Annotated in this window: 11 protein-coding genes; 7 read left to right on the plus strand and 4 right to left on the minus strand. The window is 70.0% G+C overall.

Going from position 1 to position 12,235, the window contains the following annotated elements; all coding sequences use genetic code 11:
- Positions 1 to 15 precede the first annotated feature (15 nt).
- Positions 16 to 186 carry a hypothetical protein gene (locus tag ACFYNU_RS11715; RefSeq protein ID WP_356587340.1) on the minus strand — a complete coding sequence of 57 codons (171 nt, stop codon included), beginning with the start codon at positions 184 to 186 and terminating at the stop codon, positions 16 to 18.
- Between the two features lie 285 nt (positions 187 to 471).
- Between ACFYNU_RS11715 and ACFYNU_RS11720 the strand changes: the two genes are divergently transcribed.
- From ACFYNU_RS11720 to ACFYNU_RS11735, 4 genes are all read left to right on the plus strand, one after another.
- Positions 472 to 1,368, plus strand: a complete 897-nt coding sequence (locus ACFYNU_RS11720; RefSeq protein WP_356587338.1) for a GntR family transcriptional regulator — start codon at positions 472 to 474, stop codon at positions 1,366 to 1,368.
- Between the two features lie 252 nt (positions 1,369 to 1,620).
- On the plus strand, positions 1,621 to 2,343 hold the full coding sequence (locus tag ACFYNU_RS11725; RefSeq protein ID WP_356587336.1) for an HAD-IA family hydrolase: 723 nt from the start codon (positions 1,621 to 1,623) through the stop codon (positions 2,341 to 2,343).
- 195 nt (positions 2,344 to 2,538) lie between these two features.
- Positions 2,539 to 3,465, plus strand: a complete 927-nt coding sequence (locus tag ACFYNU_RS11730; protein WP_356587334.1) for a GntR family transcriptional regulator — start codon at positions 2,539 to 2,541, stop codon at positions 3,463 to 3,465.
- Between the two features lie 141 nt (positions 3,466 to 3,606).
- Entirely contained in the window at positions 3,607 to 5,790 is a 2,184-nt protein-coding gene (locus ACFYNU_RS11735; RefSeq protein WP_356587332.1) for a phosphotransferase, read from the plus strand.
- A gap of 12 nt (positions 5,791 to 5,802) precedes the next feature.
- Here ACFYNU_RS11735 and ACFYNU_RS11740 read toward each other — a convergent pair whose 3' ends face one another.
- Positions 5,803 to 6,591 (minus strand): ABC transporter permease, encoded by a 789-nt coding sequence (locus tag ACFYNU_RS11740; protein WP_356587330.1) that lies wholly within the window; start codon positions 6,589 to 6,591, stop codon positions 5,803 to 5,805.
- A complete protein-coding gene (locus ACFYNU_RS11745; protein ID WP_356587328.1) occupies positions 6,584 to 7,528 on the minus strand; it encodes an ATP-binding cassette domain-containing protein in 945 nt (314 codons plus the stop codon). Before ACFYNU_RS11745 ends, ACFYNU_RS11740 begins: the two co-directional genes overlap by 8 nt.
- A 158-nt stretch (positions 7,529 to 7,686) precedes the next feature.
- Here ACFYNU_RS11745 and ACFYNU_RS11750 point away from each other — a divergent pair, with 158 nt between their 5' ends.
- From ACFYNU_RS11750 to ACFYNU_RS11760, 3 genes are read left to right on the plus strand one after another with little or no spacing between them, the layout of a single operon-like run.
- The gene (locus ACFYNU_RS11750) at positions 7,687 to 8,541 is read left to right on the plus strand and encodes a TetR/AcrR family transcriptional regulator (RefSeq protein ID WP_356587326.1); all 855 of its coding nucleotides are present in this window, start codon (positions 7,687 to 7,689) and stop codon (positions 8,539 to 8,541) included.
- 39 nt (positions 8,542 to 8,580) lie between these two features.
- A complete protein-coding gene (locus ACFYNU_RS11755; RefSeq protein ID WP_356587324.1) occupies positions 8,581 to 10,134 on the plus strand; it encodes a carboxylesterase family protein in 1,554 nt (517 codons plus the stop codon).
- 23 nt (positions 10,135 to 10,157) lie between these two features.
- A complete protein-coding gene (locus ACFYNU_RS11760; RefSeq protein ID WP_356587322.1) occupies positions 10,158 to 10,691 on the plus strand; it encodes a GNAT family N-acetyltransferase in 534 nt (177 codons plus the stop codon).
- On the opposite strand, the gene ACFYNU_RS11765 is transcribed toward ACFYNU_RS11760, so the two are convergent.
- Positions 10,672 to 12,174: an MFS transporter gene (locus ACFYNU_RS11765; protein WP_388765946.1), complete on the minus strand. Its 1,503-nt coding sequence runs from the start codon at positions 12,172 to 12,174 to the stop codon at positions 10,672 to 10,674. The genes ACFYNU_RS11760 and ACFYNU_RS11765 overlap by 20 nt on opposite strands.
- Between the last annotated feature and the right edge of the window lie 61 nt (positions 12,175 to 12,235).

Genomic DNA, 12,235 nt, shown 5'->3' on the forward strand with positions numbered 1-12,235 from the left:
CGGACCGGCGAGCGGTCAGCCCATCCCCGGCTGCATGAACAGCAGGGCCAGCACCACGGCGCCGATACCGGCGCAGGTCGAATTCCTGAACCTGATGCCGCCGGTGAGCATGAGGAACGCCCCAGCCCCTAAGACGCCGTATTTCAGTTGGACGGCTTGTTCGAGTATCAGAGTGAAGACAGGCATGACGGCCCCTCCGGACAGAGTGGAGAACTCAGAGCTGCGCGGTGCGTGGCACGAAGCGTGAGGGACGCGACTGGAAGCGCGTGGTGCGAGCCCGTACGGCAGTGGACGGGTGCGAGTGCGGTTGCGGGTGCGGATGTGAGTCGGCGGGTGCTGCTGAGTGGAGCGAGTAGTTCCGCCAAGTCTTGCGACTTGGTTGCCAACTACTGAAGTTGTTCCCAGTAGTTGGATGACGTAACCAACTCCAGGCACCTGACGCGAGATGGCCGTAAGTTGTAACGTTCTTGTGTGAACCCTGAAAGCAGCGCACTGAACGGCACGGGGAAGCCCACGTCGCAGGACGTGGCGAAGGCTCTCCGTGGGCGGATCGAGTCCGGTGACCTCGCCGTGGGCGACGCCATGCCGACACAGGCCGTCCTGGTCGAGGAGTTCGGGGTACAGCGCAGTGTGGTCCGCCAGGCCCTGAAGTTCCTCCAGCAGGAGGGGCTGCTCACCGAGGTCACCCGGGGTTCCCCGGCCCGAGTCGCCGATCGCTCCGCCCGTACGGAGGCGGCTGACGGCACTCCCCGGGAGACGATGGTCGCGCTGGGCCCCCGGATCACCGCGGCCTTCGGCGCGTCCGACGTCCGGATAGACGCCCTGTGTCTGACGGCGGAGTCGCTGAGCGCGGCCCTCGGCGAGCAGCGCAGACTCGTCCACACCCGTGAGTCCATGCCGGCCACCGTCACGGTGCGGGTGCTGATGCCCAACCGGGACATCGATCTGGCCTTTCCCCGGATGATCAGCAGCCCCGAGGAGGCCGATCCCGTCCACCGCCGCTGGCTCACGATGCGCAACGCGCACGGCACCGTCCTCAGCGACCATCTGCGGGGTCTGGGCGCGGCGCACGGCATCGACGTGGACGTGCAGTTCAAGGCGCTGCCCTTCACCCCGCCGGTGAAGCTGTATCTCCTCAACGGCACGGAGGCGCTGTTCGCGTACTACCGGGTCACGGAGCGCGAGGAGCAGATCAACCGGCGGCCGGTGGCGATGTACGACGCCCTGGGGGGCGAGTCGCCGCTCTTCTCGTTCGGGGCGGACGCCGGGCCCGGGCAGCCTCATCGGGACCACGCCTTCGTGGTGCAGTCGCAGGCCTGGTTCGACGCGCTGTGGACGACCATCGCGACGGATCTCAATCTGGGCTGACGGCAGCGCCGGGTGATCAACAGCCGCAAGCCGCCGCCGAGTTGGCGGTGGTTGTCGGCACAGTGAGGGGTATGGGGCTGTTGGGGGCCGTACTCGGGGGTCACGAGGTAGCGTTCTTGCGTGGTCGGGAGTCCGCTGCCCACCCAGGACTCTCCGCGCCGGGAGTCCGGCGTTTCCCGCGACACGGGGCAGGTGCCGGAACGGATCCAACCCCCGCGTAGTTGCTGACCTGTTGTCGACGGACGGAACGATGTGGCTGACCTCCGCGAACTCTTCGATGCGACCACGTGCGTGCTCTTCGACTTCGACGGCCCCGTCTGCCGCCTGTTCGCCGGATATCCCGCGGCCGGCGTGGCCGCCGACCTGGTGGACTGGCTCCGTCGGCGAGGGCAGGCGGACCTGCTGTCCGAGGACGACGCCCGCTCGGGCGACCCGCACGCCGTGCTGCGCGCCGTCGCACTCACCGCTCCGGGCAGTGAGTTCCTCGCGGAACTGGAATCCCAGCTCACCGGGCACGAACTGCGTGCCACGGAAACGGCGGAGCCCACACCGGACGCGGACGCGTTGATCGAGGCACTCCGACGGCGCGGCTACGGACTGGCCATCACGACCAACAACTCGGCCGCCATCGTGGAGCGTTACCTGACCGCCCGTGGACTGGTTGACTGCTTCGGGCCTCATCTCCATGGCCGTACGCGGGATCTGCTCCGGCTCAAGCCGGATCCGGACTGCCTGCTGCGGGCCCTGGACTCCACGGGCGTCGCCGCGGGGCGGGCACTGATGATCGGTGACACCCCCGCGGACTGCGTAGCGGCTCGCAAGGCGGGCGTCGCCTTCGTCGGCTACGCGCGTAACGAGCGGAAGCGCAAGCTCCTGCTGGGCGTGGGCGCGACCACCATCGTCCCGTCGATGCGACCGGTCCTGGACGCGGTCCGCCGCCAGCAGGGGCTGCCGGGGGCACGGGCGGAGCAGTGACGGTGCCATGGGTGTCGGTGACATGGTCGGCTCCTCCCTCACCCCGAGCCACTGACCAGTCAACTGAGCGATCCAGTCAGTCAAGTTGCCTTATTGGTGCCCTTGTTGACTGATCGGTTAACGGGTCGGGGCTCTCCAGTGGTGGGTTGGCTGAAAGAGGGGGTGTCAACCGGTCCGGAGTTGTACGGTCGGGTCATGGCAGGTGACCGGTTCGAAGGCAGTGAGGGCTGGGAGTTCCAGCGCATCGCCGACGCGCTGCGGGCGGAGATCGGCGACGGGATCCATCCCGTGGGCCAGTACCTGCCGCCCCAGCGTCAACTGGTGGTGCAGTTCGGTGTCTCACGTGACACCGTCCAGCGGGCGCTGCGCGTCCTGGTCGAGGACGGTGTGATCGAGTCGAGACAGGGCATCGGATCGCGGGTGCTCAGCGCGCAGACCGAGGAGCGGCAGCACATCCACACCAGCTCGGCCCTGCCGACGCACAGCGGCCGTCCGGCGCTCGGGCCCTTCATCGCGGAGGCATTCGAGGCGCAGGACGTCACCCTGGACGTGGCCACGCTCACCTCCGAATCCCTGGACACCCACATCCGGCTCCAGGCGCTGCGGGTGCGGAACGAGGAGATCCGCCCGGCGAGCATCTCGGTGCGGCTGCTCCTGCCGGCGCAGGGCAGCACCCTCGCGTACCCCCGGCTGAAGGACAAGGACAACACCGAGGACGCCAGACCCCTCGACCGGCTGCGGCGGATCACCCGGCGGCACACGGAGTCCCTGCGGGCCGCCCTGGAGGACCTTCAGACGGAGAAGCTGGTGAACGCGGTGGACGTCCAGGTCAGGACCGCGCCCTTCACCCCCACCTTCAAGCTCTATTTGCTCAACGAGGCCCAGGCGCTGCACGGTCTGTATGTGCTGACGGAGCGGGCGATGCGGCTGGACGACGGCGTGGAGGTCGAGGCACTCGACGTACTGGGACTCGGTGCGACGCTCTTCCATTACATGAAAGATCAGGACTTGGAATCCCAGGGATCACTCTTTGTTGATTCCGCGCAAACATGGTTTGACAAGCACTGGGCAATACTTGGCGCGGATTCGTCTGCGCAGTCACCGTCGACACGCCTGGAGTAATCGGCCCCCCGGTTGGCAGAGTCTGATCCAAGTGACGCATGGGACCAGCGGGTTGGTGGTTAGGATGTGCACCCCACCGGCTGTCGGTCATTCGCCAAGCACCGTCTCTGTGGGCAGTCCCCCGTGAGGTGCAGAGCACAGGTGTCCGAAAACGCGTGGTCGAGTCCGTACGACAACTTCGTGCGGTACGCCTTGGACAAGGGCGCTCGACAGCGAGGCCATCACAACGAGAACTATCTGGTCGCGCCGCCCGAGAAACTGGCCGCTCCACTCGGGCTGGAGCCCGGTACGCAGGTCATGCTGCGGCGAAGGCATCCCGATGTACTGCCGGTGGTGCTCCGGACCTGGCTGGACGAGTCCGAGATCCTCAAGGCCATCAAGGGCAGGCTGAAGAACGTCCCCGAATGCCTGGTCAGGATGGACGAGTTCGCCGTCCACAGCTATGTGGAGGGGGTTCCGCTCTCCACGATCTGCTCCGACGGCAGACCACTCGACCCCGAACTGCTCCAGGCGCTGGCGGGCATGTTCGCCGAGATGACCGCCGTCCGCCGGGCGCATCTGCCCGAGCTGCCCGCCTCCTGGCCGAGGGACGGCGCGACCCGCTCCTTTCTCCGTACGCTCGCGGTGCTGACGGACCAGCAGGTCCGGCGCCCCAACCGGGCCGTCTTCGGCGGGCTGTTCGCTGCTCTCGGTGTGCCCGAAGGGGCCATGAGCGAGTTCGCCGGGCGAGTCCCGCCGATGTGCACCAGGCCATTCAGCCTGCTGCACACGGATCTGCACCGGGACAATGTGATTCTCTCCTATTTCAAGCCCAAGGCGCCGTTGATCTGCGTCGACTGGGAGCTGGCTTCGTACGGCGACCCGCTGCACGACCTCGCCACCCACCTCGTACGCATGCGTTATCCCGTGCACCAATGGGATTACGTCAAGGAGGCGTGGTCGCGGGCGATGCGGGACGTCCGGCCGGAGGCCGTGAACGGGCTGGAGACGGACCTTCAGCACTATCTGGATTTCGAGCGCGCCCAGTCCGTCTATCCGGATGTGATGCGCGCGGCCCAGTCGCTGGGCCGCGCCGCCGAGCCCTTCGGGCTGGAGAAGGCCACCGAGGCGGTTCAGGCGGCGCTCGAACTGGCGCGCGAGCCGCTGCGGCTCGGTGGTGTCGTCGGGGCGGCGGAGATCAGCAAGGCCCTGTACCGGTGGCACGCGGCGCAGCCGGGCCGCGAGGCCCAGGTGCGGTATCCCGTCGGTGCGGTGCCCTGGGTGGCCGACGAGGAGGTCCACCGGTGGAGCGGGTATCCGCTGGAGGCCGTCTCGCAGGCGCTGTCGGCGGAGGGCGCGGCGGGGGCCGACCAGGTCTTCAAGGGCACCGGACACCTCAACACCGTTGTCCGGGCGGGCCGGGACGGCGAGACGGTGGTCGTACGGCGCAGGCTCGACGGCAGCAGCCGCAGGGAGCGCAGGTTCCTCGACGAGCACCATGTGCTCCACGCGCTCGAACCCGTACGGGACGAGGTGCGCGCCCCGGAGGTCCTGGCGCGGGGCATCAGCAATCTGGACGACCAGTTCGTCATTCACTCCTACGTCGGGCCGGCGGGCGGCACGCAACCGCCCGAGCATCCCGTCGACGGGCTCACGCTGCGCGAGGCGGACGATCTGGTCGACCAGTTGTGCGCACTGACCGGGGTGCCGACGGAGACTGTCGATCCCACCGCCGTGTACGACGACTTCTACCAGTGGCTCAGCGGCCGGCTCATCGAGATGGTCGCCGAACTGCCCAAGGAGTCGCTCCGTCTCGCGGCCGTGCTCGGGCTGCCCAACTCCGACCGGCTGCGGGAGCTTCTTCTGGGGCGCAAGTGCGTCCTCCATCGCACCCCCGCGCTGCTGCACGGTGATCTCAACCCCTGGAATCTCATCAGGAACGAGACACACGACAGCCTGACGATCATCGACTGGGAGATGGCGATGATCGGCGACCCCCTCTACGACCTCGTCCGGCATCTCCATCTGACCCCGCACACCCCGCAGATCCGGGAGCGGATGTTCCGTCGGTGGTGCAGAAAGCTGAACTCCCCTTACACCAAAGGCTGGGAGGAGGACTGGCGGTTCTACCGCTGGATGGAGATCGTCCGCTCCGCCTACATCGACCTGGACCGGCTCCTCACCGGTGTGAGCCTCGACGCGCCCAACGTCCGCAGGGCGGTCGACTCGTACTCCCTGACGCTCTCCGGTGCCACCGCCTCACTGGGGCTGCGCGCCCGGCATCTCGCCCATCCGTATCTCGCGCGGGCGCTGCCGGGCGGGGATCTGATCGGGGCCGGTGGGTGAGGGGCGTGGGGTTCAGGCCGTGCGGGTTCTGAACAGGCGGCCCGACAGTGTCATCGCCGTCAGCAGGATTCCCGCGCACCAGGCCAGTGCGATCCAGGGGTCCGCGCCCACCGGGCGGTCCAGCAGGAGGCCGCGCAGGGATTCGATGACCGGGGTGACCGGCTGGTGGTGGGCGAAGGCGTGGATCCAGCTCGGCATCGTGTCGATCGGGGCGAACGTGCTGCTGGGGTAGGTCAGGAACATCATGAAGAACGAGAACGCCCCGGCCGCCTCCGGGGACTTGGTGAGCAGACCGACAGCCGCCGCCAGCCAGGAGATCGCCACGATGAAGGCGAGCAGCAGGCCCGCCGCCGTGAGGGCGCCCGGGAGGGTCGGGGAGGGGCGGAAGCCGATCAGCAGGGCCACGGCGAGGACCAGGACCGTCGAGACGGTGTTGCGGACGGTGCTGGAGGCGACATGGCCCGCGAGGATCGACGCGCCGCCGACGTCGAGTGAGCGCAGCCGGTCGATGATGCCGCCCTTCATGTCCTCGTTGACGCTCACCGCCGTGCCGGACGAGCCGAAACCGGCGCAGAGCAGCAGGACGCCGGGCACGACGTAGGAGACGTACGGATCGCCCGTACCGGTGCTGATCGCGCCGCCGAAGAGATAGACGAAGATCAGCATCAGCATGATCGGCAGCATCAGCGAGGTGAGGATCGCGTCGACGTTGCGGGTGCTGAGCCGGATCGAACGGCCCGTCATGACAAGGGAGTTGTTCAGCGCCCGGCCGGCCGGGGACATCGTCGTGGTGTCAGACATGGGTCGGCTCCCCGGTGGTCCGTCCCCGGCCGGTCAGGGCCAGGAACACGTCGTCGAGCGTGGCGCTGTGCACGGTGAAGCTCGCGATGTCCTGGCGTCGCGGGTCGATCTCGTCCAGCAGCGCCCGTACCCGCGCCGCCGTGCCGTCCGTCGGCAGGCCGAGCGTCAGCGTCTCGGGCGACAGATGTACGGCGAGCGGCGCGAGGCGCTCGTACGCCGCCGCGTCGGCCGCCACCAGATCGAGACGGTGCCCGGAGACCCGGCGCTTCAGCTCCGCCGCGGTGCCCTCGGCGACCAGCCGACCGCCGTCGAGTACGGCGATACGGTCCGACAACTGGTCGGCCTCCTCCAGATACTGGGTGGTGAGGAAGACCGTGGAGCCGCCCGCCGACAGACCGCGCACCACCTGCCACAGCTCCTGGCGGCTGTGCGGGTCGAGACCGGTCGTCGGCTCGTCCAGGAAGATGACCCGCGGTTCGCCGACCAGCCCGGCGGCCAGGTCGAGCCGGCGCCGCATACCGCCGGAGTAGGTGCCCGCGAGCCGCCGCCCGGCGGCCGTGAGGCCGAACCGCTCCAGCAGCTCCGCGGCCCGGCGGTGCGCCGCCGCGCGTGACAGGCCGCCGAGGCGCGCCATCATGCGCAGGTTCTCCTCGCCGGTCTGCTTCTCGTCCACCGAGGCGAACTGGCCGGTGAGGCTGACGGCCCGGCGCACCTGGCGCCGCTGGGTCCGTACGTCGTAACCCGCCACCGTGGCCGTGCCGCCGTCGGCGTCGGCGAGTGTGGCGAGGATCCGTACGGCGGTCGTCTTGCCCGCGCCGTTCGGGCCGAGCAGGGAGAAGACCGTGCCGCGCTCGACGGACAGGTCGATGCCGTCGAGCACCTTCACCCGCTCGTCCCCGCGTCCGTAGGACTTCTCCAGGCCGGTGGCTCTGATCATGGACCGCCGCTCCTCCGTCGTGCGTGCCGGGAATGCCGGGCGTGACATGCGCCGCCGGGCGTGCCGGGCGCTTATGCGTAACCCTTACGCTTGATGTGTAAGGGTTACGCATTACTAGGATGGCGTCAAGCGCGGGCGGGGGAAGACGGAGGCGGAGAGTGGCAGAGGACAACGGGAGCGGCGGCGGCGGTACGGGGCTGCCGCCCAGCATCGAAGCCGCCTGGGGCCTGCGCGCACGCCCCACCAAGGGCCGCAAGCCCGGCCTCAGCCTCCAGCGGATCGTCGACACGGCCGTCACCGTCGCCGCGACGGAGGGGCTGCCCGCCGTCTCGATGGGCCGCGTCGCCAAGAAGCTCGGTGTCTCGCCGATGTCGCTCTACCGGTACGTGGGGGCCAAGGACGAGCTGTACGTGCTGATGCAGGAGGCGATCGTCGGCGTCCCGCCGGCGCCGCCCGCGCCGGGCACCGACTGGCGTACGGCGATGGCGGAGTGGGCGTGGGCGATGCGCCGGATCTGTTACGAGAACCTGTGGGCGCTGCGTATCCCCGTCTCCAGCCCGCCCGCCACGCCCCGGATGGTGGCCTGGTGGGAGTGGGGGCTGGTGGCGCTGGAGGGGACCCGGCTCGACTGGGGCGAGAAGCTGTCGGTGATCTTGATGGTCAACGGCTATGTGCGGCACGAGGCGACGCTGATGGCCGATCTGGCCGCCGCCGTGGCGGCGAGCGGCCGGCCGGCGGAGGAGGTGCTCGCCGGATACGGGCGCACGATACAGAAGCTGGCCGACCCCGAGCGCTTCCCGTCCGTCGCGGAGATGCTGGCGGCCGGGGTGATGGACGTGCCGGACGAACCGGAGGGCCCCGACCACGAGTTCGCGTTCGGGCTCGCGCGCATGCTGGACGGGATCGACGTGCTGGTGCGGGAGCGGGGCGGGGACCGTGGCGTGGGCGCGGCGGACAAGGGCGCGCGAGGCTGCGGCGAAGACGAAGACGAAGGCGAAGGCGAAGGCGAATAAAGGCGGGCGCGGCTGAGGGCCCTCGCATAGGGTCGGCGAGTGGATCTCTTTCTGACGGTGAACGGGCAGGTGAGGGGCCGTCGGACCGCCCCCGGCGTCGTCGCGGTGCGCGGAATCCCGTACGCGGCGCCGCCGTTCGGCCCCGACCGCTTCAGGGCGCCCCGGCCCGCGCCGGCCTGGCGGGGCGTACGGGACTGCGCCGCCTTCGGGCCCGTCTCGCCGCAGTCCGCGGAGCTGCCGGGAGCGCCGTCCTGGTCACCGGGCGACGAGGACGTGCTGAGCCTGAACGTGTGGACGGGTACGGGGAGGGACACGGGCGCGGGTAGGGACACGGGGGAGGGTGCGGGTGAGGTCACGGGCGCGCGGCCTGTGCTCGTCTGGATCCACGGCGGCTCGTACACCTTCGGCTCCTCCGCCCAGCCCGACTTCGACGGTACGGCGCTCGTCCGCGCCGGACTGGTCGTCGTCACCCTCAACTACCGGCTCGGTTTCGAGGGCTTCGGCCATGTGCCGGGCGATGGCTTCCCGGCGAACCGCGGCCTGCTCGACCAGATCGCCGCGCTTGAGTGGGTGCGCGACAACATCGCGGCCTTCGGCGGCGATCCCGGCAATGTCACCCTGGCCGGGCAGTCCGCGGGTGCGACGTCCGTCGCCTGTCTGACGGTGATGGAGCGGGCGCGCGGGCTGTTCCACCGCGCCGTCGCGCACAGCCTGGTCGGCCCGGTCTACTCGCCCCAACTCGCCGCCGACACCGCGCGCCTGGTGGCGGAGGCCGCCGGAGTCCCGGCCACCGCCGAGGGGTTGACGGCGGCGTCGCCGTACGACCTGGTCAGCGCCTCCGATCAGGTCGTCGTCCGCCTCCGTGACGACCCGTCGGCGGGGGCGCGCCACTACGACCCGGTGCTGTACGGCCCGGTCGCCGACGGGGACGTCCTGCCCGCCGACCCCCTCGACGCCGATCCGGCGGACCGGGCCGACGTCGAGCTGCTGGTCTGTCACACGACGGAGGAGTACTGGCTGCTGGACGCGGTCGGCAGCAGCAAGAAGATCTCGACGGACGGAGAACTGGACGCCTTCGCACGGGACTTCGGGCTGCCCGGCGATCTCGTGCCGGCCTACCGGGCGCTGCGGCCGGACGCGCCGGTGCTCGACCTGTACCTCGCGATCTTCGGCGACATGTCCTTCGCCGAGTACAGCAGCCGATTCGCCGACCGGCACGCACGGGCGGGCCGCACGACACATCTCTCCCGTTTCGCCAGGAAGCGGGTCTCGGAAGGCGGAGTCGTACGCCCCTGGCACTGCGCCGACGTCCCCTTCGTCTTCGGCGTACTGGACGTGCCCGAGCTGGCGTTCCTCATCGGCGGCCCGCCGACGGCCGAGGACCACGAACTGTCGCGCCGCATGGTGCGGGCGTGGGCGGACTTCGCCGCGACGGGGGAGCCGGGCTGGGGGACGGACACCGTACGGATCTGGCGCGCGGACGGCGAGGGGGAGACGGGGGACGGCGGGGGCCAGGCGGACGGCGGGGTGGGCGCGTACGACGGCTTCCGTGCCGCGTGGCGGACGGTCGACTACGCGGACGTCCACCCCTGACGGCGGACTGACAGGATGGGCGCATGACCGAGATCCGCACGCCCCGCCTCCTCCTCCGCCGCTGGACCGACGACGACCTCGCCGCGATGGCCGAGATCAACTCGGACCCGCAGGTCATGCGCTGGATCGGTGACGGCTCGGTCCGCGACCTCGACGAGACGGCCGAGTCCATCGAGCGCTGGGAGGAGGAGTGGGACGAGGAGGGCTTCGGGCTCTTCGCGATCGAACTGCTCGCCTCCGGGGAGATGATCGGCTTCGCCGGCCTCTCCGTATCGGACCAGCTGCCCGAGGTGCTGCCCGACATCGAGATCAGCTGGCGGCTCGGCGCCCAGTTCTGGGGACAGGGTTACGCCTCCGAGGCGGCCCACGCGGTGCTGGAGTTCGCCCTTCAGGACCGGGGTCTGGAGCGGGTGGTGGCCGTCAACCGGATGGGCAACGACGAGTCCGAGAACGTGCTGCGCAAGCTGGACATGGTCCTCGACCGCGAGACGAAGCACCCGGAATACGGCTTCGCGCTGAACATCTACTCCATCGACCTCACCGAGTACGAGGCCTGAGCACCACGTACGCCACCACGAACGCGGTCCCGAGGAGCCCGGCGCCGACGCCGAAGGCCAGATGGTAGCCGCCGGTCAGCGCCTCGGCCGTGCTCGCGCCGCCCGCCAGCAGACTCTCGCTCCGCGAGGCCGCCAGTGTCGACAGGACGGCGATGCCCACCGCCATCCCGATCTGCTGGGCCGTGTTGAACAGCCCCGACGCCAGCCCCGCGTCCTCCTCGCCCGCGCCGGACATCCCGAGCGACGTCAGGGCCGGGAGGGCGAGACCGAATCCGGCGGAGAGAAACATCAGGGGCAGCACGTCGGTCGGGTAGTTCGCGTCGACCGGTATCCGGGCGAGCAGGACGAGAAGGGTGATCAGCAGCAGGAGGCCGGTCAGCAGGACGTTCCGCTCGCCGAACCGGGTGATCAGCCGGGCGGAGACACCGAGCGAGACGGCGCCGATGACGAGTGCGGCCGGGAGCATCGCGAGGCCGGTCTCGGCGGCGCCGTATCCGAGCACCCGCTGGAGGTGCAGCGCGAGGACGATCTGGAACGAGAACAGCGCGGCGACCATCAGCATCTGCACGACGTTCGCGCCGACGACGCTGCGTGAACGGAAGATCCGCAGCGGCATGAGCGGGCTGGCGGCGGTGGCCTGGCGGGCGACGAACGCGCCGATCAGGGCGGCGGCGACGGCGCCGAGACCCAGGGTGTGGGCGGAGACCCAGCCGTACCGCTCGACCTTGACGACGGTGTAGATCCCGAGCATCAGCCCACTGGTGATGAGCAGCGCGCCGATGACGTCGGCGCGGGCGACGAGTTCGCGGGCCGTGACCTTGCCCTTGCCCGCGCCTGTGCCCCTGCCCGTACCGTCCGTGCTTCTGTCACGGGGCAGGACACGGACCGCGAGCGCGAGGGCGGCGAGCCCGATCGGCAGGTTGATGAAGAAGATCCAGTGCCAGCTCAGGGCGTCGGTGAGGAGCCCGCCCGCCACCTGGCCGATGGACGCCCCGGCCGCGCCGGTGAAGCTGAAGACGGCGATGGCCCTGGCCCGTTCCCCCGGCTCGGTGAAGAGCGTGACGAGGATGCCGAGGCTGACCGCCGCCGCCATCGCGCTGCCGACGCCTTGCAGGAAGCGGGCCGCGATCAGTACGGCGGGCGAGGTCGCGACGCCCGCGAGGAGCGAGGCGGCGGTGAAGACGCCGGTACCCGCGAGGAACATGCGTCTGCGCCCGAGCAGGTCGCCGAGCCGGCCCGCCAGGAGCAGCAGGCTGCCGAACGCGATGAGGTAGGCGTTCACGACCCAGGTCAGTCCGGCGGGGGAGAAGCCGAGGTCGTCCTGGATGGCGGGCATCGCGACGGTGACGATGGAACCGTCGAGAATGATCATCAGCATGCCGGTGGCGAGGACGCCGAGGGCGAGCGCGCGGGTGCGGGGTGGGACGGCGCGTGGTGCGGCCGTGGCCGCGGTTGCGGCTGTGACTGCGGCGGATTCGGACATGGCTGTCTCCTGTCGATGGATCGCCCCAACGGGCCGACAGGTGCGACTGTAATGGATAGTC

Origin of the sequence: Streptomyces sp. NPDC006643 (assembly GCF_042870175.1) — a bacterium.
In the GTDB taxonomy this organism is placed as follows: domain Bacteria; phylum Actinomycetota; class Actinomycetes; order Streptomycetales; family Streptomycetaceae; genus Streptomyces.